The 25,505-nt window shown below is 70.8% G+C and carries 16 protein-coding genes; 9 read left to right on the top strand and 7 right to left on the bottom strand.

Annotated features, from left to right (window positions below; translation table 11 throughout):
* Positions 1–8: 8 nt before the first annotated feature.
* Together AC07FV_RS28330 and AC07FV_RS28325 are read right to left on the bottom strand one after the other, a co-directional pair.
* Positions 9–680, bottom strand: a complete 672-nt coding sequence (locus tag AC07FV_RS28330; RefSeq protein WP_479090169.1) for a contact-dependent growth inhibition system immunity protein — start codon at positions 678–680, stop codon at positions 9–11.
* Positions 681–689: 9 nt separating this feature from the next.
* Positions 690–2,807, bottom strand: a complete 2,118-nt coding sequence (locus AC07FV_RS28325; RefSeq protein ID WP_479090363.1) for an RNase A-like domain-containing protein — start codon at positions 2,805–2,807, stop codon at positions 690–692.
* 234 nt (positions 2,808–3,041) lie between these two features.
* Here AC07FV_RS28325 and pglX point away from each other — a divergent pair, with 234 nt between their 5' ends.
* Positions 3,042–6,758 carry a BREX-2 system adenine-specific DNA-methyltransferase PglX gene (pglX, locus tag AC07FV_RS28320; protein ID WP_479090168.1) on the top strand — a complete coding sequence of 1,239 codons (3,717 nt, stop codon included), beginning with the start codon at positions 3,042–3,044 and terminating at the stop codon, positions 6,756–6,758.
* 48 nt (positions 6,759–6,806) lie between these two features.
* Here pglX and AC07FV_RS28315 read toward each other — a convergent pair whose 3' ends face one another.
* The gene (locus AC07FV_RS28315; protein ID WP_479090166.1) at positions 6,807–7,013 is read right to left on the bottom strand and encodes a DUF397 domain-containing protein; all 207 of its coding nucleotides are present in this window, start codon (positions 7,011–7,013) and stop codon (positions 6,807–6,809) included.
* Complete coding sequence (locus tag AC07FV_RS28310; RefSeq protein WP_479090165.1) at positions 7,010–7,846, bottom strand: helix-turn-helix domain-containing protein; 837 nt, start codon at positions 7,844–7,846, stop codon at positions 7,010–7,012. The genes AC07FV_RS28315 and AC07FV_RS28310 overlap by 4 nt, the downstream gene beginning before the upstream one ends.
* 264 nt (positions 7,847–8,110) lie before the next feature.
* Between AC07FV_RS28310 and AC07FV_RS28305 the strand changes: the two genes are divergently transcribed.
* Both AC07FV_RS28305 and AC07FV_RS28300 read left to right on the top strand, forming a co-directional pair.
* Complete coding sequence (locus AC07FV_RS28305) at positions 8,111–9,076, top strand: hypothetical protein (RefSeq protein WP_479090163.1); 966 nt, start codon at positions 8,111–8,113, stop codon at positions 9,074–9,076.
* Positions 9,077–9,243: 167 nt separating this feature from the next.
* Complete coding sequence (locus tag AC07FV_RS28300; protein WP_479090162.1) at positions 9,244–9,807, top strand: Uma2 family endonuclease; 564 nt, start codon at positions 9,244–9,246, stop codon at positions 9,805–9,807.
* A gap of 60 nt (positions 9,808–9,867) precedes the next feature.
* On the opposite strand, the gene AC07FV_RS28295 is transcribed toward AC07FV_RS28300, so the two are convergent.
* The 3 genes from AC07FV_RS28295 to AC07FV_RS28285 are packed head-to-tail and all read right to left on the bottom strand — an operon-like array spanning position 9,868 to position 13,201.
* Positions 9,868–11,343 carry a hypothetical protein gene (locus AC07FV_RS28295; protein ID WP_479090161.1) on the bottom strand — a complete coding sequence of 492 codons (1,476 nt, stop codon included), beginning with the start codon at positions 11,341–11,343 and terminating at the stop codon, positions 9,868–9,870.
* A complete protein-coding gene (locus AC07FV_RS28290; protein ID WP_479090160.1) occupies positions 11,340–12,722 on the bottom strand; it encodes a KGGVGR-motif variant AAA ATPase in 1,383 nt (460 codons plus the stop codon). The genes AC07FV_RS28295 and AC07FV_RS28290 overlap by 4 nt, the downstream gene beginning before the upstream one ends.
* Positions 12,719–13,201 (bottom strand): hypothetical protein, encoded by a 483-nt coding sequence (locus AC07FV_RS28285; RefSeq protein WP_479090159.1) that lies wholly within the window; start codon positions 13,199–13,201, stop codon positions 12,719–12,721. The genes AC07FV_RS28290 and AC07FV_RS28285 overlap by 4 nt, the downstream gene beginning before the upstream one ends.
* A gap of 178 nt (positions 13,202–13,379) precedes the next feature.
* Between AC07FV_RS28285 and AC07FV_RS28280 the strand changes: the two genes are divergently transcribed.
* From AC07FV_RS28280 to AC07FV_RS28255, 6 genes are all read left to right on the top strand, one after another.
* Positions 13,380–14,627 (top strand): hypothetical protein, encoded by a 1,248-nt coding sequence (locus tag AC07FV_RS28280; protein ID WP_479090158.1) that lies wholly within the window; start codon positions 13,380–13,382, stop codon positions 14,625–14,627.
* Positions 14,628–14,727: 100 nt separating this feature from the next.
* Positions 14,728–15,189 carry an ATP-binding protein gene (locus tag AC07FV_RS28275; RefSeq protein ID WP_479090156.1) on the top strand — a complete coding sequence of 154 codons (462 nt, stop codon included), beginning with the start codon at positions 14,728–14,730 and terminating at the stop codon, positions 15,187–15,189.
* Between the two features lie 165 nt (positions 15,190–15,354).
* Positions 15,355–19,269, top strand: coding sequence for a BREX-2 system ATPase PglY family protein (locus AC07FV_RS28270; RefSeq protein ID WP_479090155.1), 3,915 nt, complete (start codon positions 15,355–15,357; stop codon positions 19,267–19,269).
* Complete coding sequence (gene pglZ / locus AC07FV_RS28265; protein WP_479090154.1) at positions 19,269–22,001, top strand: BREX-2 system phosphatase PglZ; 2,733 nt, start codon at positions 19,269–19,271, stop codon at positions 21,999–22,001. Before AC07FV_RS28270 ends, pglZ begins: the two co-directional genes overlap by 1 nt.
* A complete protein-coding gene (gene brxD, locus AC07FV_RS28260) occupies positions 21,998–23,341 on the top strand; it encodes a BREX system ATP-binding protein BrxD (RefSeq protein WP_479090153.1) in 1,344 nt (447 codons plus the stop codon). The genes pglZ and brxD overlap by 4 nt, the downstream gene beginning before the upstream one ends.
* Positions 23,338–25,479 carry a DEAD/DEAH box helicase gene (locus AC07FV_RS28255; protein ID WP_479090151.1) on the top strand — a complete coding sequence of 714 codons (2,142 nt, stop codon included), beginning with the start codon at positions 23,338–23,340 and terminating at the stop codon, positions 25,477–25,479. Before brxD ends, AC07FV_RS28255 begins: the two co-directional genes overlap by 4 nt.
* The last annotated feature ends 26 nt before the right edge of the window (positions 25,480–25,505 follow it).

Below are 25,505 nucleotides of genomic sequence, written 5' to 3'. Positions count from 1 at the left end.
AACGAGAATCACTGCACTGCGGCGATCCTGCGACGAATCGACTCGAGCCATTCTTGCAGGGACATCCCTTGCGGCGGCAGGAGGTCGAGTCCCAATGCCGTGGTAGCGGTGCGGAGTTCCTGCTCCGACGACACCATTTCCAGAAGCTCACCGATCTCCTGGGCCGCCTGTTCGCGGTCCTGCGGGTCGGCTTCGGCGACGTACTCGTCGAGGGCCTCTTCGCGGGACTCGTAGATGTAGGAGAAGTCCCGGTGGAAATAGGCGCCGAGCAGCTGGCCCAAGGACGGGAAGCGCTCGTTCCATTCCCAGGAGCTCTGCGGGTTCGCCTGCGGGGTGCGTGAGGGGTCGAGCAGGAAGCGGTGAAGATGGTCCTTCACCACGCGAAGACAGCCCTCGACGCTCGTACCCATCGGCGGACGGATGTGCGGGAGGTGTTCCACCTCGTCCGCGATCTCCTCGGAGAACAGACCGACGGAGAGCAGGTCGTCGATCTGCTGAACCGCCGTCGCGGCGCGCCCGGGGTCACGTGCGGCCATCCTGAGGTAGGCGGACAGGGCGGGTCCCGGAGCTTCTGCGGTGTCGGAGAACGTGAAATCCACGTGGGCGTACGCCGCCAGCAGGTCGCTGAGTTCGAAGAATCGTTGCCCTGGCGGAAGTGCCTGACTCATCAACTGCTCCAAGGATGCGTGTTACGGCTGGGGGAACGAGGTGAGGACGCGGTAGCCGGACGGGGCCGACGGGTCGGCCTTGAGGATCACCCGGACCCCCTTCACCCATTGTGTGGGCTGCCCGTGAGTGAAGTCGTAGCGGGTGAGATGCAGCCCCGTGTTCTCGTTGAACTTCCCTTCCAGCCGTAGTGGCCCTTTGGCGCCCTTGCCCAGCCAGGCCGATATCTTCCGCTGATTTTCTGCCGTGGTGAGGGTCTTGTCAGTGAAATGTTGTGCCGCTTTGACGTCGACATAGCGTGAGTCAGCGGTCAGGCCGGCGTCTTCCCGCAGGCGCTTGCGCATACCGGCGATGGTCTTGTCGACGTGCTTGTCGATGGTGTGGGCTCTGCTCCTGCCGCCGAGGCTCTTGCCCTCGTCACCGGGGACATCCGCACGGTGCTCGGGCTTCGTGCGCCCCTTCCTCTTACTCCGGGGCCACGCGTTGTAGTCACCGCCGGAGCCGTTCGTGGCGCCCAGCCCCATGAGGAGGAGCCCGGACGAGCCCAGGACCCCGGCGGTGAGGGCTGCCTCGGTGGTCAGGGCGCCGGCCACTCCGCCTCCTGCGAGCGCGAGCCCGCCGGGCGGAAACAGCGCCAGCAAGGAGAGCAGGAGGAGCGCGAAGCCGAGATGGACCAGGAAGGTGTCCAGCGCGTCGAGCAGGTGCAGCGTCCGGATCGACCTGCCTTCGGGGCCCGCCTCGCCGAGCCCGTGCCACAGCAGGAAGGTTCCCAGGACCGCCGCTCCTAGTGCGGTTCCGAGGCGGAAGCGGTGCGCGGCCAGCAGTTCCGCCACGGGTTGTGCCGTCACGGCTCGCCAGGTGCGGAGCAGGACGGTGAGCTGGTAGGCGATCCAGGCGAGGGCGGCGATGCCGAAGCCCATCAGGATCTTCGGTCCCGAGCCGGTGGTGAAGAACTCCTGGAGACCGGTGGTGGCCTTGAACGTGCCGACGCCCAGGTACAGCAGTGACGGCACCACGAGTACGCACGGGATCAGCAGGAGCCACCGGTCCCGGGGACGACGGGCTCTTCGGGCCGCCTCCCACCACGTCCGGAGGTTGACCTCTCGCCAGGCTCGCTGGTTGTCGGACGCGTCCATCCGAGCGGTGATCCCGGCGACCACACGTCGGAGTTCTTCGGTGTCGTCGGCGGGTGCCGAGATCGCGGCGTACAGCAGGGAACGCCGGAGCCTGACGTAGCGCAGCCCGACCAGCAGGCTCCATGGCGGACGCCAGGACATGTAGCGCAGCAAGGCCCCGACGCTGTCTCCATCGGCCCGTTCGGAGGCGAGCAGTACGCCGGGCACCGCCGTCTTGCCCCGGTAGAGCCGGCTCAGGTCGACGACCAGGGCGATGGCCAGGCACACCAGGAGCGCCGCCCACGCCTTCGCGTCCAGGTCGTCGAGCCACTGCTTGGCCTGGCTGCCCGGTTCCCGCGCGGCGTAATTGTTCACCGTGTGGTGGAAGGCGGCCGCGGCGACGGGGACCACCGACAGCAGGCGTGCCCACCGGCGTGCACGCCAGAGCAGTCCGACCCCGAACCCGGCCAGGGTCGACATCACCAGGTGCTGGAAGGTCTCCGTGACCGGAGGACCGGCCGTGGCCAGTTGGCTGAACGGTGCGGGCAGCCAGGACGTGAGCACCTGACCGAGGCCCGGAACGTAGGGTGGCGACAGGCTGTCGGGGATGATCCAGCCCTCGCCGCGCGCCATCGCCCGGTCCGCGTCCAGGCCGAACCGGAGGACCGCCTCCAGCAGCCCGAATCCGGCCCCCAGCGCCCCACCCAGAACCGTGAAGTCGGTCAACCCCCACTGACGGCGAATCCGAAGGCTGCACCCCGCCAGCAGCAGCGGAGCCACCTTGATCAGTTCCTCCACCCACGGCGCCACCGTGTAGCTGGTGGTGTTCACCACCGTGATCAGCGACTGCCCCGACTGGTCCGCGTAGAGACGGGTGTAGGCAAGCTGCACCACTGCTGTGGTCACTCCGCACGCGTACGCCCCCACCGCGAGGGCGAGCAGCACGGTCGACAGCCGCACCGACCGGGTCGGCCACGATACGGCGTACAGCTGTAACGCGCCCCATACAGCCGCCAGCGCCATCATCAACGTCACACCAGGCCCCCCGCCCGAACAACCATTGATTCGCGAATGTGAACATGATGCTATGGACTCAACTACCGCCACAGCAAGCGACTTGGTACACATTGCGTCCCACTCGACCTTGGGAGCAACAGGCCGCCGATGCGCTGATCTCTCCGAGAGTCACCGGGACCGGCTGGCAGGATGGGACGCGGGCCGTGGGGCCCGGTGCGCAAGTGGTGAAGGAGTGAGCCGGGAGTGACTGCTGAGGGGACGCCGGGGGTGAGGTCGGGGGCCTCGCTGGACCGCGTACGGCTGCTGAAGGATCTCCAGGTGCGGGCCCGCCTGCTGGAGGACGACCTGCGGGCGCGGACCGACGACGAGCCGGAGTTCCGTACCGCGCTGCGCGCCGAGTACGACCGGGCGGTCCTCGCGGAGCGTACGGCGGCCATGTACGAGACCTGGCGGGACGACCGGGTCGTCCAGATCGCCGCCGCGTGGGTACTGGCGTGTGTCTTCGTCCGCTTCAGCGAGGACAACGGGCTGATCCCGGACGCCTGGCTCTCCGGCCCCGGTGAGCGGCTGGCGGAGGCCGTGGACCGGCACGACGCGTACTTCCGGGCGCACCCGGAGAAGAACGACCGCGACTGGCTCCTCGACGCCTTCGACGCGCTGGGCTCCTCGCATCCGACGGCGGCCGGGCTCTTCGACCGTGGGCACAATCCGCTGTACGAGGTGACGCCGTCCTACGAGGCCGCGTCCGCGCTGCTCGCGTTCTGGCGGGAGCGGGGCGCCGACGGCGAGATCGTCCACGACTTCACCGACCTCGAGCTGAACACGCGGTTCCTGGGTGACCTGTACCAGGACCTCTCCGAGCACGCCCGGAAGACGTACGCGCTGCTCCAGACGCCGGTGTTCGTGGAGGAGTTCATCCTCGACCTGACGCTGGAACCGGCGGTGGAGGAGTTCGGGCTCACGCCGGCGTGGAAGCACCGGCCGGTGGCGTGGGACGGGGAGTTGTGGGACGACGGCCCCGGTGGCGAGAAGGTCGTACGGGGGCTGCGGTGCATCGACCCGGCGTGCGGGTCCGGGCACTTCCTGCTGGGGCTCTTCGAGCGGCTGCTGGGGAAGTGGCGGGAGGCAGAGCCCGGGACTGAGCCGTGGGTGCTGGTGCGGCGGGCGCTGGAGTCCGTGCACGGGTCCGACAAGAACCCGTTCGCCGTGGCTATCGCGCGGTTCCGGTTGTTGGTGGCCGCGTTGAAGGCGGGGGGCGTGCGGGAGTTGGGGGCGGCTCCTGGGGTGCCGATTCGGGTTGCGGTGGCGGACTCGTTGCTGCACGGGCGCGGCGCGGAGACGGTGACGGAGTCGCTGGACACGCTGTTCGCGGAGAACGAGCCGTTCTATTACCGGACGGAGGATGTGGAGGAGTACGCGCGGGGGGTGGATCTTCTCGGGCGGGGGTCGTATCACGTGGTGGTGGGGAATCCGCCGTACATCACCGTCAAGGACGCCAACGAGAACAAGAACTACAAGGCCGCGTACGACGCGTGTTATCGGCAGTATGCGCTGTCGGTGCCGTTCGCTCAGCGGATCTTCGAGTTGGCGGTTCGGGCGGGGGGTGACCATCGGGACGGTGGGTTCACCGGGCAGATCACTGCTAATTCATTTATGAAGCGGGAGTTCGGGAAGAAGCTGATTGAGGAGTTCTTTCCCAGGGTTCAGCTTACGCATGTGATTGATACGTCTGGGGCTTATATCCCTGGGCATGGGACACCTACTGTTATTCTGGCGGGCCGGAATCAGGTGGCTCGGCAGGGTGAGAGCGTGCGGGCCGTGTTGGGGGTTCGGGGGGAGCCTAGTCAGCCGGATGAGCCTGCGAACGGATTCGTCTGGCGGGCGCTCGTATCGCAGGTTGGTGCTCCCGGGAGCGAGTCGGAATGGATGTCTGCCGAGGATGCGAAGCGCACAAGTTTTGCAGAATTTCCGTGGTCGCTGTCCGGCGGTGGAGCACCAGCTGTGACGGCCAAGCTGGAAGGCGCTCCTAAGCGACTGAGCGACTTTATCGACGGAGTAGGGCGAACCACTCACACCGGGCTCGACGAGGCGTACTATATGTCCCCTGCCTCCGCAAATACTCGCCGCATGTCCCGTAGCACCGTCCCCGTCGTGTTGGGTGAAGAGGTGCGTGAGTACCAAATCAACCCGGCTACGGCCACCTTTTTTCCTTATACGACCACACCAGCCACTGAACGCGGCAGCGTCAGGGAGTTGCTTCCCAGCGAAGAGGTCTTCTTGTGGCCCAATCGGACATCCCTCCGCGAGCGACTGGACTTCGCGCAGACACCCGAGGAACGTGGACTGCGGTGGTTCGACCACAGCATGTTCTTCCCCAAACGGTATCGTTCGCCAATGTCCATTGCCTACGGCGAAGTGGCCACACACAACCACTTCGCACTAGATCGCGGCGGCAAGGTCTTCAAACAGACGGCCCCTGTGATCAATTTGCTCGACAAGGCCACTGAGGATCGACATCTAGAACTACTGGGACTGTTGAACTCTTCAACTGCTTGCTTCTGGATGAAGCAGGTAAGCCACGTGAAGGGAGGGAGTGGGATTGGGCGCGGGGTCCAGGATGAAGCTTGGGAGAACCGATACGCCTTCAACGGGACGAGACTCCGCGATTTCCCCACTCCGGCCCAACTTCCCTTGCGCCTTGGGCGAGAGCTCGACGCCCTCGCCCAAGAGTTGGGCAAGCACGAACCGGCAACTCTTGCCCGCATCGCCGTTCCCGCCCGCGAAGTTCTCAACAAAGCCCGCCAGGCGCAGAAGGGCATCCGTACCCGAATGGTCACTCTGCAAGAGGAACTGGACTGGACCGTCTACGGAGCGTACGGAGTACTGACACTCGACGAGGTAGCACGCACAACCGCCAGCGATCCGCCCGACGTGGTCCCCGGGCAACGGGCCTTCGAGTTGGTGCTCGCCGCCAGCGGGGCAAAGACCGCCTGGTTCAAGCGGCATGGGTCGACCCCTGTCACGGAGATTCCCGCGCACTGGCCCGAGGAGTACCGGAAGGTCGTCCAAGCTCGGATTGATCTCATCGAGGCCAACAAGGACATCCGGCTCATCGAGCGACCCGAGTACAAGCGTCGTTGGTCGATCGAGCCGTGGGAGAAGCGCGAGGCCGCTGCTCTGCGGAGTTGGTTGCTCGATGCTGCCGAGCGGGAGGAACTGTGGTTCGAGGAGCAGGACGGGTACACCGTGCCGCGTCCGCTCACCGTGAACCAGCTCGCTGATGCCCTCCGTCACGACGAGGACGTGCAGGCCGTCGCCGCCCTTTACGCCGCCGATCACCTCGGTAAGCGTGATGCCTCCCTCGCCACCGTGCTCGCCGCCGTCATCGAGGCCGAGCACGTGCCGTATGTCGCCGCCCTTCGCTACAAAGACAGCGGGCTGCGCAAGCGGGCTCAGTGGGAGCAGGTCTGGGAGCAGCAGCGGGAAGAGGACCGGACCGGCCAGCGGCTCGATATCAAGGTGCCGCCGAAGTACACCAGCGCGGACTTCCTCAAGAACTCCTACTGGTCGAACCGCGGCAAGCTCGACGTGCCGAAGGAGCGGTTCATCTCCTATCCCGGCGCCTCCACCGACTCCGATACCTCCCTCCTGCTCGGCTGGGCCGGCTGGAACCACCGCGACCAGGCCGACGCCCTCGTCGGGCTCATCCGTAGCCGCGTCGAGAGCGGTGGCTGGGAGAAGGAAGACCCGCGGTTCGTGCCGCTGCTCGCCGGGCTGCGGGAAGCAATGCCCTGGGTGCACCAGTGGTACGGCGGCCACGACGAGGAGTGGGACGGCAACCCCGCCGAGGAGTTCCAGGCCGCCCTGGACAACGGCCGCACGGAACGGGGCCTGTCCGAGTCCGACCTGACCAACTGGCGTCCCGAGAAGAAGACGCGGGGAAGCAAGAAGAGCGCGTGACACGGGCGAGGGGTGGCCGGTGCGCGCCGGCCACCCCTCGTCGTCGTTTCAGCCGCGCGCGGCCATCCGTACGAACGCCGTCCACTGAGCGGTAGGAACGGCGAGGAGCGCCGTCTCCGGCTGCTTCGAGTCGCGGACCAGCATCGCCGTACCTGTGTCTGCGACCTCCACGCAATCGCCTCCATTTCCCGCGCTGTAGCTGCTCTTGAACCAGCGCGGTTCGCCTGCGGCAGGCGCGGGGCTGCCTGTCTTCATAGCTCTCCCAACAGTTTCTCGATGAAGGCCAACGACTCCCGGGGCGTCAGTGCCTCGGCTCGCAGCACGCCGTACGTCGCTTCGAACGGGCTGACCTTCTTCGGTTCCGAGTACAGGGCGCTCACGTCCTGCACCTCCATGTAAGCCATCCTGCGCTGATCCTTTGAGTGGATCAACGTGAAGGGACCGGCCAACCCCGCGTGCTCTTCCCGGTCCGTCGGCATGACCTGCATTCGGACGTTGCGCTGGTGGCCGTAGATCAGAAGTTGCTCCAACTGACCACGCCATACGTCCCGTCCGCCCAGGGGCCTGCGAAGAACGTGCTCGTCGAAGACGAAGCTCAGCAGTGGCGCCGGGCGACGCGCGAAGAGCTGCTGTCGCTCCATGCGTGCGGATACACCCTGCTCGATGGCTTCCTCGTCCAGCAATGGGCGCCACATCTGGAAGACCGCCCGCGCGCAGTCCTCCGTCTGCAAGATCCCTTTGATCACGTGGCTCACATAGGCGTGCAACTCAACTGCCTCGGACTCACACTGCACGTACCGCCGGAAGAACGACGGATACCGAGCCTTCGCCACCTCCTCCTTCATCGCCACCAGCACCCCGCGCGCGCCCACCGCACGGTCCACCGCGTCGACGAGTTCCGGCTTCGGGATGCGCCGCCCCTGCTCCACCGCCGCGATCTGCGCCTCCCCGTACCCGACCCGCTCCCCCAACTGCGCCTGCGTCAGGCCCGCGACCTCGCGCAGCAACTTCATCTGACGACCGAAGCAGCGCAGGAACTGCCCGCTGGAGTCCGGTTCCGCCCCGCCCGCATCCGCTCCCGCGTCCATGCCTGCCTCGCTCCCTCAGCATCGTCCAGCCACTCTCCGTAGCCGGAGGCTAGGACGCGCGTGCGGCAACAGGGGCCATGAGCGGGCAAGTTGGCTCGTGTGAGTGAACGCTGTCCAGCGAAAGCTTTCTTCACTCAACGCTTCGACGCGGGCACACTCCGTGAGCTACCGTCCATCCCAGCGTCACCACACAAAACAGCCCCCGCCGACGGCTTCGGACCCGTCGGCAAGGGCCTGAACCATCAGTGGAAGTAGGCCTCCACCGTGATCTACCGGCACTTTATCGCGCCCCCGCGCGCCTTCACCCAGTTCTCGCACGACCTCATCCGGCATCCCCGGCTGTCGTCCGACGCCGTTCGGCTCCTGACCTGGCAGCTCTCCCTCCCGTCAGGCACCCGCGAATCTCTCTCCCGTACGGCTGAACGCGCCCATATCGGCGGATGCGCCTTCACCCGGGCCAAGCGCCAGCTCAAGGACGAGGGCTTCGTGCACGAGCGGCGGTTGCAAGGGCCTGGCGGGCTCTGGGTCACCCAACAGCTCGTCTCCAGCGTGCCCTTGAGCGAAGGCGAAGCCGTCAAGCTGCTCGCTCAGATGCCCGTCGGCCCGGCCGGGACGACCACCACCGAGCGCGTATCGCCGCAGCTCGCACCGGGTCGTCGTTCACCGGCCGTCGGTCAGCCGACCACCCCGCCCACCGACGGTTATCCACCGCAAGACCCTGAGGGAAACACTCCCAACCAACCCCCCAGGCCCCCCGCAGAGCCCGAACCCGAAGCACGTGAGCCGCAGCGGGACGACAACGCACTCCCCGAGCCCCACCTCACCGCAGCCCGCACCCTCGTCGACGCCTTCCCCGCCCTCTCCCCCGACCTGCGTCACATCCCCCGCGCCATGCGCCCCGAGCTGACGCGCCTCACCGCCCGCTGGCTGGCCGCCGGGCACCCGCCCACCGCCGTCCGCACGCACATCCTGCGCGGCCTGCCCGACGACGGGACCCCCGTCCACCGCCCCGGCGGCCTCCTGCGCCACCTGCTCCGCGACGTGCCGCCGCCACCGCCTCAGCCCACGGCTGCGTCCCCGCACCCCGGCGACCGCCCCGCCCGGCAACACCCCCCGGGCCCTCGCCTCTCCCGACGCCTCGCAGGCACCCGCGAGTGCGCGGGTGACCACGTTCAACCACTGCTCTTCAGGCCCGTGGCGGACGAGACCCACTGCCCGCGTTGCCACTGACCGCAAGGGCCTCCTGCGGAGACCGTGAACCGCACCCCGTCGGTTCGAGGTGTCGCTCCCAGCGGCGGCTGGACCTCGTGTCAGCCGGTGCGAGCGCCCGTATGCTGGCGGTGTATCGCTTGCCGAGGTCACGCCGAGACTACGGGTCGGATGAGGAGGTGAAGGGAATGAGCGTTGCCATCGACCACACCGGACCGTGGACCGTCGCCGACGTCCTGGCCCTGCGCGAGGACCGCACCACCCGCTACGAGCTCCTGGGGGAATCCCTCGTGATGTCCCCCGCCCCCGGCGTCCGCCACCAGCGGGCCTCGTTCCGCCTCCACGTCGCCCTGGACGCGGCCGCCCGCGCCGTCGGCGCGCCGGTGGAGATCCTGGAAGGCGTCAACGTCGTCCTGCCGTCCGGACTGGTCGTGCCCGATCTGGTTGTGGCCGACGCCGGATCGACCGCCGACGACCCCGTTTCCGTCGACATGGACGCGGTCCGGCTCGTCGTCGAACTCGTCTCCCCCGGCAACAGCACCATGGACCGCAAGGTCAAGCCCATGCTGTACGCCGAGGCCGCGATCCCGCACTTCTGGCGTCTGGAGTTCGACCCCGCCCCCATGCTCGTCGTCTACGGACTGCAAGAGGGCCACTACGCGGAGCGAACCACGGCACTCGCGGGTACGACCACCCATCTGGATGCGCCGTTCCCGATCGCCATCGATCCGGCTGGCCTCTCGCGGCAGTAGAGCACCGCGGAGACGGGGCAACGCGAGAGCCCCCGCCTTGCCGCTGACGGCGGGCAGGGATCAGCCGGCGACCCGGGGCACGCCGCCCTTGCGGCCCACGCCGAAGGCGATGCGGTAGACGTCCGGCAGGTCGATGCGGCCGTCGCGGCGGCGGCGCATCACGCCCAGGCCGATCAGTTCCTCGATCAGCTGTTTCGGGTCCTCGGGGTAGCGAGGGCCGGTCCGCACCTTGATCTCGTCGTCGTCGCCCTGCGGCTCATAGCGCTCGGCCAGCTTGCGCAGCTCGTCCGCCAGGTGGGACTCCTGCCAGAGCGTCTCGACCTTCGCCTGCTCGATGGGTACCTGGTGTCCGGCCAGCGGCCTGATGGCCGACACCACCCACGGCATGTCCTCGCTGACCTCCGTCACCCGGGTCTCCGACGCCTTCTGCACCCCGCGCCGGATGCCCTCGTGGTGCAGTGCGTGCTCGTGACCGGCGTACTGGCCACGGGTCTCCAACAAAGCCTTCTGCAAGGCGCTGAGGAAGCTGCGCGGGCTGACCTGCTCCACGCCGTCCATCAGGTGGTTGGGCAGCCAGGTGAAGGTGTGGCCCTTGCGGAAGTTCGAGCCCATGTACGGTCCGGCGATCTGCGTGAAATGCTCCGACTGGAACTGCTCGTCTCCACTGAGCAGCGCGGGGGGGACATGGCGACGGCCGTCCGCCTCGCTCTGCCAGCCGCCCGTGAGCTGCCGGAAACGGGACGCCAGCTCACTGTCGTGATTGCCCAGGGTGTGGAAGAGCAGGCCGTAGAGGTTGGCGCGGGACCACGTCAGGGCCGCCGCGTTCGAGGTCAGCTTGGAGGCGTCCGGGAAGTGGAGCAGTGCGCCGTCGTACATGTCGGGGCGGATGAACACCTTGAAGCGGATGCTGCGGGTCCCGAGGCGCATGGCGAGCGCCAGCTCCAAGATGCCGCCCACCAACCGGTCGGCCTGGGCACGGACCCGGTGCAGGTGCTCCAGGGCGTCGAAGAGGATGAGGTGGGTGACGCCCTGCTGCCGTGCCTCCTCGTCCACCTTCTGCACCGTGCGCTCCGCCGCACCGGGGTTGGCGCGCACCCACCGGGCCTTGTCCCGCCACTCGGGCAGCTCGCGCAGCTCCGGCTGGCCGAAGGCGGTCAGCAGAACCGCGTACCAGAGGTCGTACGGGCGGATGCTCTCCTCGACCAATTGACGGAGGGTGCCCGGGCCGGGGTAGAGGTCGTGCTGAAGTGCGGCGCCGAAACCCTGCGACACGGTCACCCGGCGCAGCCGCTCGATGCCGTACTCCTGGGCGGCGACCTCGCGCAGCGACTCGTTGAGCAGCGAGCGGTACCAGAAGGTCTTGCCGACGCCCCGGCCGCCGCGGACCACCGTGCTGTCGACGTACAGGGCCGCGCGGTGGGTGTCCGGCGTGAACAGGCTCTCGACCCTCGGCTCCACCGTGTCGGCGTCCGACGCCTCCGGGAGGGCACCCGCCAGCAGCTCGCGGTACTCCTCGACGCTCAGGGGGGTGGTCATCGCGGTCCTTCGCTGGTCTGCGGGTCGGCGGTGATCAGGAGCGTAGCGGTGGGCAGGAAGTCCCGGTACGCCGCCTGCACGAAGGCCCGGTCCTGCCATCCGGGGGCGGTGACCAGGTCCAGGCCGACCAGGCCCGGTTCGAAGAGGATCGGGACGGGGTGGTGCGGTGCCGCCTCGTCCTCCAGGGACGGGGAGAAGGCGTCGGCGTCGTACTCGTCGGACCCGGCGGGGACGTCGTCGTAGAGCTGGGCGAAGCACTCCCAGGCGTGCTCGCGGAAGGACTGGAGGTAGGCGCCCTCGGGCGAGTCGGGGACCATCGAGGCGACCATGCGGAGCTTCTCGCGGATGGCCGGTGCCTGCCCGGAGGAGAGCCAGGCCTCGAAGAGGTCGCCGTAGCCCTCCCAGGTCTGTGCGTTGTCCGTGCCGAAGAGCAGGGCCAGGTCGCACAGGCGGGAGATGGCGACCGCCGCGATGTCGTGGATGCCCGCGCGGCTGTCCAGCAGCACGATGTCGGGGCGGCGTCCGCTGTCCCCGTCCCGGGCGACCGCGTCCTCACAGGCGCGGACGGCCTGTTCCAGCCGGTCGGCGAAGTCGGCGCCGGGGACGTCGGCGTAGGTGCGGTTGAGCTTGTCGACGTAGGCGTAGGGGACGCCGGGCGTGCCACGGCCGCGGGCCGGTGCCACCCACAGCTCGCCCCGGCCGCCTCGCGGTGTGTAGCCGGAGCGGATCACGTGGTCCAGGCCGTCGGCGTTGCCCACGGCGGACTCGACGAGGTGGTCGATCACGCCGTGCGGAGGCAGGTCCGCCCCGGCGGCGACCAGGGTGCCGACGCCCGGGGACTCCAGGTCCAGGTCGACGACGAGGACCACGTGCCCCTGGTCGGCCAGGTGGCGGGCCAGGACGGCGGTCGCCGTGCTGCGGCCCACGCCGCCCTTGAAGCCGTAGAGCGCGGTGCGGTGGGTGCGGGAACCGTCCGCTTCGGGTGCGGGCGTGGACACCTGCGCCCAGTCCTCGCCCACCACGGTGTTGTCGAGGATGCGGACCCGGCCGGAGGGCTGCTGCGGGTCGGGTACGGCCCGCTCCGAGTCCAGCAGGGTGTCGGCCGAGAAGAGGCCGGAGGCCCGCAGGAGCGGGCGGTCGGAGGCGTAGGGGCCGAGGTCGCGGGCGAGCCGGGGCTCGTAGTCGGCCTCCAGGTTCTCCAAGGGCGGTGGGAGCGGCTGCGTACGGTCGTCGACGAGGAGCGTGAACCGGCCCAGCACGTCCCGTACGGCCAGCACGTCGGTCCCGCCGGACGCCAGCTCGTGGGCGAGGGCGAGAGCGCGCGGGCGCGCCTCGGCGAAGCGGACGGGTCCGCCGGCCGGTTCGGGGGCGTCAGTCACGGCAGCCTTCCGGTGATCAGGGCCTGTTCGTGCAGGGCGATGAGTTTCTCGGCCACGGTACGCCGTCGCCCCACGTCGGCCGCGACGACCTCGCTGCCGTCGAGGTAGCGGTGTTCGACCGACCAGGCGGCGAAGGCGGACAGGCCGCCGAGCGCCGTGGTCAGAGGGGACGCCGTTCTGCCGTGCGTCAGGAGGGCTACGTCAGTGGCGACCCAGGGCAGATGGCCGTACTTGTGCGCGGGCTTGCCGGTCTTCGGGTCCCTGAGATAGGGCATCTTCGACCGGTCACCGCCGGGCTTCACGGGGTCCATGGTGACCGCCGTGAAGCGGAGCAACAGGCTTTTGAGGGCGCATTCCACCGCCACGCCGAAGTGGTGGTCGGCGTTCGGCAGCCGTGCCGCGTCCATCAGGAAGACGGCGTCCTTGTAGTGGCGCGTGGCCGCGTGGGCGAAGTGGTGCTGTTCTGAATTCACCTGCACGGCAGGGATCTTAGGGCTCTGTCACTCGGATGGCCCAGCTCCGGTGCACGCACGGGAGCGTCACCCGAACGTGTGGTCCATTCCGGTCCCGGCGCGGTCGAGGCTGCGGGAAACGTAGCGTCGGATGGCTGCGCCCACGCAGCGGGCGGGGCAGGCATGTACAGGAAAGGGGCATCGGGTGAGCGCGGGCACGGGTGACCGGGGCGGACTGTTCGTCGACGGCGCCGACAGCGGGCGTGAGGGCAGGGGCAGGGCGGGCCGGGGGTGGGTGGCCGGCGGGGGGACGGTGATGTTCTCCGACGCTCCCGGCGCCGGTGGGTCGCCGTCGGCGGATTCTGCCGCGGAGCGCGCCGGTACGGGCGGGGCCGGGGATGCGTCCGTGCCGCGCGCCCGGTCCACCCCGCGTCCCCGGCCCGGTGGGGTCCCTGCCGGGCACCTGGGTGCGGGGCGGGGCGGGAAGATCGCGCAGCGGATCGTGCCGGACGACCTCCAGCCCGAGGCGCTGCGCCTGGAGCTGACCGCCCTCGGGGACGCGTTCCGCGCGTACCAGCGGCGCCCCGAACCGGACCTCGCCGTCCTCGCCGAACTCCACGACCGCAAGGCCCGCGCGTTCGCGTCGTGGGCCGACGTCACCGACGACGCGTCCCTGCGGGAGGAGGCCGTACGGGCGGAGGCCGCGGCGCGGACCACCCGGGAGATGAACGCGAACCGCCTGGGCATCGAGGTGGACGGCGGCGGGCCGGTCGTCGAGCGGTTGCTGACCCGGGGTCAGGGCGCCCACGCGCGCGGCGTGCTGGAGCACGTCCGGGTCCACGCACCGCTCCCCGGTGCCGAGGTGAGGCTCGCGGTGCTCATGCTCTGCCTGCGGGCGGCGCGCGCCGGCACCGGGAACGTCACCGGGCAGGATCTCGCCGGCTGGTTGCAGGGCGACGCCGAGCGGGTGCTCCAGGAACTCGTCGACGTCGGCTGGCTGCGTCTGCCGGAGGAGGTCGACGTCGCCGACGCGCTGGACTCCCGGCCCGAGGAGCCCACCCAGGTCACCGTCCCCTCGCTGCTGCCCGTCGAGACGCACCCGCTGCCCTTCGGCAAGGTCACCCGGGCGCGGTTGTCGGGGTGGGCGCAGAAGGTGGTGGGCGACCGGAAGCTCCGGAAGAAGAAGGCGGGCGCCGCCACCCGGCTCCTCGCCGTGTACACCGCCGCCCACAGCCGTCCCGACGGGCGTCTCGGTGAGCGGGTGGATGGCGCCGAGGGCGACGGTGTCGGCCTGGACGCGGTCGCCTCGTTCTGTGGCCTGCGGCCCGAGGACATCGCCGAGCACGCCGAGCTGCTGGTCGCCGCGGGCTGGCTCACCGAGGCCGACACCGCCGGGGGCAGGTTGCGGGGGCGGCTCGCCGAGCGGGTGCTGCCGCTGAGTGGGCTGGTGTGAGCGACCACCCCGACAGACGGTGGTCCGACCGCTACAGATGACGGCCGTAGGGTCGAACCACCTGGTCAGGGAGGCGGGTGAGGCGGAATCTTCGGCAGGCATGACCACCGCTTCCACCGGCGTCACCTCCTTCACGGCCGTCGCCTGCTTCACCTTCCGTTTCAGCGCCACACCACGCGGCGCCCGCCTGGCCCGGCGGCTGGCCTCGCACCAGCTCGACCGCTGGGGGTGGCCGTACCGCACACCGGTGCACGACGCCGTGGGACTGGTCGTGGCAGAGCTGGCGGCCAACGCCGTCACCCACGGGCGGGTGCCGGGGCGGGACGCCGAACTGCGGCTGGCCCATGACGCTGCGGGCCGTCTCCTGGTGGAGGTGAGCGACGTGCGCGGGGAGCGACGGCCGGCGCTCGCGGAGGGCGGGCGGGGGCTCGCTGAGGACGGGCGCGGGCTGACGCTGGTAGCGGCGCTGGCTGAGGCGTGGGGTGTGGCCGAGCGGCCGGGCGCCCCGGGGAAGACCGTGTGGGCCTTGGTGGCGGACGGTCCTCACCCTCGCGTCCCCTGAAGTGCCGCCCGTCGGACCCCGGGCCCTCCGTCCGGCGTCCCCCCGCGGCCCCGCCCGTGCCCTTCGTTCTCCTGCGGGATCTTTCCCGCTCCCTCCCTGCACCCCCGGGCAGCCTGGCAGGATAAGAGGGACTTGTGTGGGCTACGGGGAGCGGGAGCGGCTGATATGGCCAGGGGTGGCGACAGTGTCGTGCTGAGGGACGTCCTCGACATCAAGGAGGACGTGTACGCCGGCGATTTCAAGGTCGAGCTGTCCCAGGGATTCACCGGGAAGGCTGCCGGGCGCGTCGAGGAGTACGTCGTCACGCCGCAGCTCCAGGAACAGTTCGGCAAGGCCCTGAAGCTGGTGCGCGGCGCCGTGCGCAAGAACGCGTCGTACGCCGCCTACCTGCACGGCTCCTTCGGCGCCGGTAAGAGCCACTTCCTGACCGTGCTGCACGCGGTGCTGAACGGCGACCCGTCCGTGCGCACCAAGCCGCGGCTGCGGGAGACCGTGGCCGAGCACGACGACTGGCTGCGCGGCAAGCGGTTCCTCATGGTGCCGTACCACCTGGTGGGCGCCGCCAACCTGGACGAGGCACTGCTCGGCGGGTACGTGCGGGTGGTGCGCGAACGCTATCCGGACGCGCCGACGCCCACCGTGTTCCGCTCCGACGCGATGCTCGCGGACGCGCGCGGCATGCGGGAGCGGCTCGGGGACGACGCCTTCGTCGGGCTGCTGCCCGCCGACGCCCCGGGCGGCGACGACGAGGACGGCGAGCTGAAAGTGATCGGCGCCGGCGGGTCGTGGACCTCCGCGGAGCTGGACGGCGCCTTCGCCGCGCCCGCCGGGGACGAGCGGCGCGAGCGGCTGGTGTCCGCCCTGCTCACCGGGCCCATGCGGTCGTACGCCGAGAGCGCGCACGGCGACGCGGCCAAGTACGTGCCGCTGGAGAACGGGCTGTCGGCCATCAGCCGGCACGCGCGCGGGCTGGGCTTCGACGGTGTGGTGCTGTTCCTGGACGAGCTGGTGCTGTGGCTCCAGGCGCACATGAAGGAACGCACCTTCGTCAACAGCGAGATCCAGAAGTTGGTGAAGCTGATCGAATCGGGGGACGCCGACCGGCCGGTGCCGATCGTGTCCTTCATCTCCCGGCAGCGCGACCTGTCCCAGCTGGTCGGCACCGACGTGCTCGGCGCCGACGTCAAGGCGATGGAACAGGCGCTGGAATACCTCAACGAGCGGTTCGACATCGTCGACCTGGAGGACCGCAACCTGCCGGAGATCATCAAGGAGCGGGTGCTGAAGCCGCTGCCCGGCAAGGAACCGGTCCTGGAGACCGCCTTCGCGGGCATCGACCGCTCCAACCAGCAGGTCAAGGACATCCTGCTGGACGGCGGCGGTGCCACGCACGCCGACTGGGACGGCTTCCGGGCCGTGTACCCGCTCTCCCCGGCGCTCCTCAACGTCCTCGTCGCCCTCTCCGGCGCCCTCCAGCGCGAGCGCACCGGCCTGAAGCTCGTCCAGCAGCTGCTCCAGCGCAACGCCGACGCCGCCGTGGGCCGGCTGATCCCCCTCGGCGACCTGTGGGACGTGCTCGTCGACGGCACGGGCGCCGCCTTCACCGACCGGCTCAAGCGCGAGTCGGAGGCCGCCGTGAAGTTCTACGGCAAGGCGCGCACCCACCTGCTCGGCAAGTACGGCTCCGACACCCACACCGACTTCCTGGCCGACGACCGGTTCGTCAAGACGCTGCTGCTGGGCGCGCTCGCCCCCGACGTGCCCGCGCTGCGCAGGCTGACGGGAGCGCGGCTCGCGGCCCTCAACCACGGCTCGGTGCGCTCACGGACCGTGCCCGCCGGGGACGTCGTCGTACGGCGGATGCGGGACCTTCAGGCGACGTTCCCCTCCGAGGTGCGGTCCGACGGCGAGGCCGACCCCGTGTTCTCGCTGCACCTGTCCGACCTCGACATCGAGCCGCTGCTCGACGCCGTCGCCGAGGAGGACAAGGCGGGTGTGCGCCGGGTGTGGCTGCGCGACCGGCTGTGGGAGGCGATCGGGGTCCGCGACGGGCAGTTCGTCGCCGAGAAGGAGATCGTCTGGCGGGGCACGCGGCGCGTCGCCGAGTTCGTCTTCGGCAACGTGCGGGACCGCTCCGACCTGCCGGACGAGCAGTTCGCCCCGGCGACCGCGGGCAACGTGCGGTTCGTCGTCGACTACCCCTTCGACGACGGCGACCACTACCCCAGCGACGACTTCCACCGGGTCGAGGAGCTGAAGAAGGCCGGGATCACCGCGCCCGTGCTGGTCTGGCTCACCGACTTCTTCTCCGACCAGCGCAAGGCGCAGCTCGGCCGGCTCATGCGGATCGGCTTCCTGCTGGAACGCGACCGGCTCACCGACTACACCGGTACCTTCCCGCCCGACGACCGGGCCAAGGTCCGGCGACAGCTGGAGGTGGCCCGCGACACCCTCACCGACCAGCTCACCGGCGCGCTCGCCGAGGTGTACGGCCTGGCCGGGCGGACCGACGCCAACCCCGGCCCCGAGGTGCCCGACGGGCGGCACGTGCTGTCGCTCCAGCCGGAGTACGCCCAGCCGCGCGAGGAGGGCGGCAAGGGCTTCGAGGCGAACGTGCAGCACCTGGCAGACGGCATGTTCTCCGCTCTCTACCCCAAGCACCCCGACTTCGGGCTCGACGGCAAGGGGCAGCGCAAGGCGGTGACGGCGGGCGAGCTGCGCACCGCCCTGGAGTGGATCACCCGTGCCATGGACGAGGGCGGCCGCGCGCAGAACGTCGACAGCCACCACCTGAAGACCGTCAAGCGAATCGTCGAGCCGCTGGAACTGGGCACCGTCCACGACGGTCCCCTGGTCATGCGGCGGGACTGGCGCGCCCGCATCAACCAGATCGCCTCCGCGCACCACCAGCGCGGCGACCTCGCCGTCGAGGACATCCGCGGCTGGATCACCAAGGACCTCGGGTACGGCGGCCTCGACAAACTCACCGGCAACCTCCTCATCACCGCGTACGCGCTGCTCGACGACCGGGCCTGGGTGTACCAGGGCGGTCCGGAGCGGCAGGCGCCCGCCCTGCACGAGATCGGCCCCGGCTGGTCGCTGCGGGCCCAGCCGCTGCCCAGCGAGGAGGAGTACGCGGCGGCACGGGATCGCGCCGGGCGGCTGTTCGGCGTCTCCGCCAAGCCGGCGATGTACGCGCGAACCGTCAACCGGCTGGCCGAGGACGTCAGGGCCAAAGCGGAGGCGTGGGAGAAGGACGTGGCGGGCGTGCGGACGTCGCTGGAGCGGCACGCCACGCTGCTCGGCCTCGACGCCCCCGGCGAGGCCGCGCCCCGTCCAGCCATCCTGCGCGAGGCGGCCGCGCTGCTGGCCCGGCTGACCCGCCACGGCAGCGACGCCACCGCCCTCGTACGGGAACTGGCCACGGCCTCGTTCACCGCGTCGGAACGGGACCTGAGCACCGCCATGGGCAGCGCGGGCGAGGTGTTGCGCGCGCTGGACGACGCGGCCTGGCCGGCCCTCACCAACGTGCGGGGCCTGACCGGCCGTGAGGACGGTGTGGGCGACCGCGCCCGGCGGCTCTTCGACGAGATCGCCGTGGCCGCGCGTGCCTCCGAGTTCGAACGGTCGTTGGTGCCCGTGCTCGCCGAGTCCGGTGAGAAGGCCAACGCCATCATCAACGCGGCGCTGACCGTGGAGAACGTCTTCACGCCGCGCCGGCAGCCCGCGTCGGGGCCCGAGGACGTACGGATCGACCAGCCGGAAGTGGCCACGCACCACCCGGGGGCGCCGAACCGTGAGGTGCCGCTGCCCGCCGAGCCCACCCCTGCCCCTGCCGGGCCGGGCGCGAACGGAACGTCCGCACGGACGCCCGGCACAGGGCGGCGGGTCGTCGCCCCCGCGGGAACGACCCCGCTGGAGGAGCTGCTGGCGGGCGAACTGGCCGGGGTACGGGACGACATCCAGACCTTCCTCGCCGCACACCCGGACGCCGCCGTCGAGATCAGCTGGCGTCCGGTACGGGCCGCCGAGGAGGCCGGCGGGGCCGACTCCGCCGAGGGCGCAGGGGAGCCGCGCTGATGGGGGCGCGACCGGCCGCCGGGCGGCGTGCCGTCGAGGTGCTGCTGGAGGCCGAGTTGTCCAGCGCCGACGTCCGGCGACTGGTCCTCGTGGACGCCGTGTGGGCGGGCGCCGACGACGAACGGGAATTCAGTGTCCGGGTCGGAGACCGGCAGCGGCGGGTCCACGTCACCGACCAGGACTCACCGCTCGGCATCGCCGATGCCTGGCGGCGCCACCTCACCGAGACCGACCCCGACGGCGACAGCGTCCTCGTCGTCACCGGCAGCGTCCCCGCCGATCAGCTCGGCTGGGACCTGCGGGGCCACGCGGTACGCCGCCGGCCGCTGGCCGTGGAACGGACGGACATCGTCAAGCAGCTCTTCGGCGTCGGCGACCTCGACACCCGCATGGTGCGGGAGACCTGGCTGCTGGACGCCCTGTTGGAGTCCGAACCACCGGGCGGCTGGCCCAAGGCCGGCTCCGTCCTCACCCTCGACCGGGCCCTGCGCGCACTGCTCGCCGCACGGGTGGGGCTCGGTGACACTGCCGGCGAGACGCTGGACCTCGATGCCGACACCCTCTTCGAGTGGAGCCGCACACCCGTCGGGCCGCGGCGCTTCGCCGAGCTGCACGAGTCGGAGCGTGCCGGACTGACCGGCTGGCTGGAGCAGGTGGCCGGACCCGCGGCGCCCACCCTGCTCGCCCTCGCCGCCGACGGGCGCGGCGCGGACGCACTGCCGCTCGGCGCCCTGGCCTCCGCGGTCCTGACCTGTCCCGCGGCGGCGGACGCCGGATTCGCTCTCGGCACGCTCTTCGGCCGGGCTCTGGGCTCCTTCGACGCGCTGACGCCGTTCGCGGCGGCGGCCGGCGGCGTGCTGACACGCTGGATCGCCCAGGCGGAAGCGGGCGGCCCTGCCGGTGCCGACGCGCGCGTCCGGGTGCTCTCCGTGCTGGAACGGGCCGACCAACTCGCCGACAGCGCACGGCTCACCGACCTGCTGGCCGGGGACAGGCTGCTGCCCTCCGGCTACCGGAGCAGACTGCGCGCCGTCGCCGCCACACTCGACGGCCGGTCCGCCGCGGCACAGAGCGTCCTGCGGGAGCTGGCCGACCACCAGCTCGCCGCACTGCACGCGGATTCCACCGAGCGGGCCCGCACAGCGATCCGCCTGCTGCGGTGGCTCGACACCCCGGCGCCAGAGCTGACGTCGGTCGGCCAGAGCGTGCGCCTGCACATCGAGTCCGCGGGCTGGACCGACCTGGCCGTGGGGATACTCGCCGAGGGGGACATCTCGCGCGACGGTGAGGTCTCGGACGCCTATCACCGGCTGATCGGCCGGGTGCGCGAGCGGCGGCGCCGCATCGACGGGCAGTTCGCCGCGCTGCTCGCCACCTGGACGGAGCGCGCCTGTCAGCAGGCACCCAACGGGGCTCTCCTCATCGAGGACGTACTGGCGGAAGCAGCCGCGCCGCTCGCCCGGGACGGCGGCCGACCGCTGGTCCTGGTTCTGGACGGCATGAGCGCCGACGTAGCCGTCGAACTCGCCTCCGGTCTGGACCGGCGGGCCTGGACCGAGATCGTCCCTACCGCGCCGACGGGCCGCCGTCCCGGCCGGCTCGCCGCCGTGGCGATGCTGCCCACGGTCACCCGGCTCAGCCGGGCCTCACTGCTGTGCGGCGCCCCCGCCGAAGGCGGTCAGGACGCGGAACGGTCCGGGTTCACCGCATTCTGGAAGAGGCGGCACCGTGACGCGGTCCTCTTTCACAAGGGCGGCTACGAAGGAACGGCCGGACATCGGCTCGCGCCCGAACTGCTCGGTGCGCTCGCCGACGAGCGCACCGTCGTCGGCGTGATCGTCAACACGATCGACGACGCCCTCGCCGACGGACGCGACAACGGGCGTGCCCGGTGGCGCCCGTCGGACATCGCCAAGCTGACCGACCTGCTCGACGCCGCCCTCGGCGCCGGCCGGCCCGTCCTGCTCGTCTCCGACCACGGACACGTCGTCGACCGCGGCCCCCGGGACACCGGCCCCACCGCCGCCGAGGGCGTGCGGGGAGCCCGCTGGCGCACCGGCCCGGCCCGGCCCGGCGAGGTCGAACTGTCCGGGCCCCGCGTCCTGGCTTCGGGCGGGCGCATCACCGCCGCCTGGCGCGAGGACCTGCGGTACACCGCCCGTCAGGCCGGCTACCACGGCGGTGCCTCGCTCGCCGAGGTCACGGTGCCCGTCCTGGCGTTCGTTCCGGCGGGCAGCGAGATCCCGGCCGGCTGGACGGCGCTGCCCGCGGAGAACACCGCGCCCGACTGGTGGCGGGAAGGACACGAGACGGCGCAGCCGCTCAAGCCCGCGGCTGCTCCACGCGGCAAGGACGCACGGGCACGACAGCCGCAGACCGAAGGGCTCTTCCCGCAGCCGGGACACGGCACGCCCGGCGAGCGGACCGTGCGCAGCAAGCCGTACGAGGTGCAGCGCGAGTTCGTACGGAACGCACCGAGCGGTACGGCCGTCGCCGCCGCGCTCGACGCGCTGCTCGACGCGGGCGGAAAACTCTCCCCGGCCGCCGTGGCCTCGGCCGCCCAGTCCGCCACCGGCAAGTCGGAACGCAACCCGCAGCGGTTCGTCACCATGCTCGAACGACTGCTCAACATCGACGGCTATCCCGTACTGCAGCTGATCGAGTCCGGGCGCACCGTCCAGCTCGACAGGGAGCTGCTGCGGCAGCAGTTCCCGGAAGGTGACGCACCGTGAACGCCCCTCCCCGGTCCGACGGCCCCGGGATCAGTGCCGCCCGCGCCCGGGACGTCGTCGACGCGCTGCGCCGGGGCACCGTGCCCCAGCAGGGCCTAGGGCTGTTCGCGGTCGGGCTCGACCGCTTCGCCGACGCGCTCGACGACGACCTCGCCACGGCCGCCCGCGGCGGCTCGGCGTTCCACGCCCTGCGGGGTGAGTACGGCTCGGGGAAGACGTTCTTCGCCCGCTGGCTCGCCGAGCGCGCCAAGCGGCGCGGGCTGGCCGTCAGCGAGGTGCAGATCTCCGAGACCGAGACGCCGCTGCACCGCCTGGAGACCGTCTACCGCCGGCTCACGGAACGGCTGACGACGTCCACGCACCCCCCGTCCGCCCTGCGTGCGGTGATCGACTCCTGGTTCTACGCGCTGGAGGAGGAGGTCCTCGCCGCCGGGGAGGTGGACGGGGACGACGAGGCCGCGCTGGGCCGTGCCGTGGACGAGCTGCTGGAGCTGCGTCTGACGGAGGTGGCGCGCACCACACCCGCCTTCTCGGCGGCGCTCCGCGGCTACCGTACGGCGGTCGCCGCCGGCGACGGTGCCCGCGCCGAAGCACTGATCGCCTGGCTCGGTGGGCAGAAGTCCGTCGCCGCCGGTGCCAAGCGGGCGGCCGGAGTACGCGGCGACCTCGACCACTTCGCCGCGCTCGGATTCCTCCAGGGCCTGCTGACGGTACTGCGGGACTGCGGGCACCCCGGGCTCCTGCTCGTCCTGGACGAGGTGGAGACGCTGCAGCGGGTGCGCGGTGACGTGCGGGAGAAGTCCCTGAACGCGTTGCGCCAGCTCCTGGACGAGATCGACGCCGGCCGCTTCCCCGGACTGTTCCTCGTCATCACCGGCACGCCGGCCTTCTACGACGGGCAGCAGGGCGTACAGCGCCTCGCGCCGCTCGCCCAGCGGCTGGCGACGGACTTCAGCACCGATCCCCGCTTCGACTCCCCCCGCGCCGTCCAGCTCCGCCTGCCCGGCTTCGACCTCGCTTCCCTCGGCGACCTGGGCCGCAAGGTACGTCGGGTGTACGAGGCCACGGCCCACCACCCCGAGCGGGTCGCCGAGCGTGCCGACGACGCGTACCTCGACGAACTGGCCCGAGCCGTCACCGGATCACTGGGCGGAAAGGCCGGTATCGCCCCCCGGCTCTACCTCCGCAAGCTGGTGGCCGACGTCCTCGACCGGGTCGACACGTTCGGCGACTTCGACCCCCGTGCCCACTACACGCTGACGGTCAGGGCCGCGGAGCTGGACGAGGTGGAGCGCAACGCGGCCGCGAGCGCCGGGGACGTGGAGCTGGAGCTGCCGTGAGCGCCGACGCGCTGGACCTGCTCGATCCGATCCTCACGCATCACATCGTCAACACGCTCGGCTGGCGCTCCCTGCGGCCCCTCCAACAGGAGGCCATCGGTCCACTGCTGGCGGGCCAGGACGCCGTACTGCTGGCACCCACGGCCGGCGGCAAGACCGAGGCCGCCACCTTCCCGTTGCTGACCCGTGCCCAGCGGCACGGGTGGAAGGGCACTGGCATCCTCTACGTCACGCCGCTCAAGGCACTGCTGAACAATCTGCACCCGAGGCTGGAGACGTACACGAGCTGGGTGGGCCGGACGGTGGAGCTGTGGCACGGGGACATCGCGAGCAGCCGGCGCCGCCGCATCCTGGCGCAGCGCCCGGACATGCTGCTGACCACGCCGGAGTCGCTGGAGGCGATGCTGGTCAGCACACATGTGGACCACCGGGCATTCTTCTCCGGGCTGCACAGCGTCGTGGTCGACGAGGTGCACGCCTTCGCGGGTGACGACCGGGGCTGGCACCTGCTCGCCGTCCTGGAACGACTCCAGCGGCTCGTGGGACGGCCGGTCCAACGAGTGGGTCTGTCCGCCACCGTCGGCAACCCCCGGGAACTGCTCGCCTGGCTTCAGGGCTCCGGGCGCGGCGAGCGGCCCGGACGGATCGTCGCCCCCGGAGTGACGCTGCCCGGCCCCGAGCACTCGGCTCCGGCCGGTCCGCCGCCGGGCGATGTGGAACTGGACTACGTCGGATCAGTGGCCAACGCGGCAACGGTGATCGCGGCTCTGCACCGGGGTGAAAAGCGCCTTGTGTTCTGCGAGAACAGGCGAACGGTCGAGGAGTTGGGCGAGCAACTCCGCCTACGGGGCGTCACCACGTTCCTCTCCCACGCCTCGCTCTCCACCGACGAGCGTCGGCGGGCCGAGCAGGCCTTCGGGGAGGCCCGGGACTGCGTGATCGTCTCGACGAGCACCCTGGAACTCGGTATCGACGTCGGTGACCTGGACCGCGTCATCCAACTCGATGCACCCGCCACCGTGGCTTCCTTCCTGCAACGACTCGGCCGCACCGGGCGCCGTCACGGCACCCGCCGCAACTGCCTCTTCCTCGCCCTGGACGACGAGGGATTCCTGGCCGCCGCTGCTCTCCTGCTGGCGTGGTCGCGCGGCTGGGTGGAGCCGGTGACCCCGCCGGGTGAGCCGCGACACCTCGTGGCCCAGCAGCTTCTCGCGCTCTGCCTTCAGGAACACCGGGTCGGAGAGAAGCTGTGGCAGGAGTGGTGGGGCGGCCTCGACCCGTTCGGCACCGCCGCCGAACCCGTCGTACGGCATCTGGTGGAGCAGGGCTACCTGGAGCGTGACTCGGGCACATTGTTCATAGGGCCGGAGGCCGAACGCCGCTTCGGCCACCGTCACTTCATGAACCTGACGGCCTCGTTCACCGCGCCCCCCGAATTCACCGTGCTCAGCGGGCGGACCGAGATCGGGCGTACCGACCCCGACCTGCTCACCGAGGAGACCGACGGCCCGCGCAAGTTGCTGCTGGCCGGCCGCAGCTGGCTGGTGATCTACATCGACTGGCGACGCAGACGCTGCTTCGTGGAACCCGTGGACGAGGGCGGACGCGCCAAGTGGAGCGGCTCGGGGGCACATCGCGTCCGGTCCTTCACGCTGGCCCGCGCCGTGCGAGACGTGCTGCTCGGCGACGACCCGACCGTGGTCCTGACCCGCCGGGCGGAGGCCAGGCTGGCGGAGGCACGCGAGAAACACGCGGACGTGGTGCATCCGGCGGGCACCGTCATCACCCGTCGCGGAGCCAACGACGTGCGCTGGTGGACCTTTGCCGGCCATCGGGCGAACGCCACCCTCGCCGCGTCCCTGCCATCGGTCGTTCTGCGTCACCGTCTCGTCGACGACCGGTTCGTGCGCCTGCGCGACGACGTGACCGCGCCGTCGTGGCAGGCAGCGGTCGCGGACGCCGAGGCGGGTCTCACCCTGCCCGAGGTGGACCCCGGCGCGGTCCGCGGTCTGAAGTTCGCCGAAGCTCTCCCCCCGCGCCTGGCGGAGGCCACCCTCGCTGCCCGCCTGACGGACGAGGAAGGGGCACGGGCGGCTCTCGCGGAGCCTGTGAGGTTCGTCAAGGGAATCGCCCCGTAAGGCGCGCGGGGAACCGCGCGGGCCAC

The organism is Streptomyces sp. NPDC045956 (genome assembly GCF_056430705.1).
This window is presented reverse-complemented; position numbering and strand designations above follow the sequence as displayed.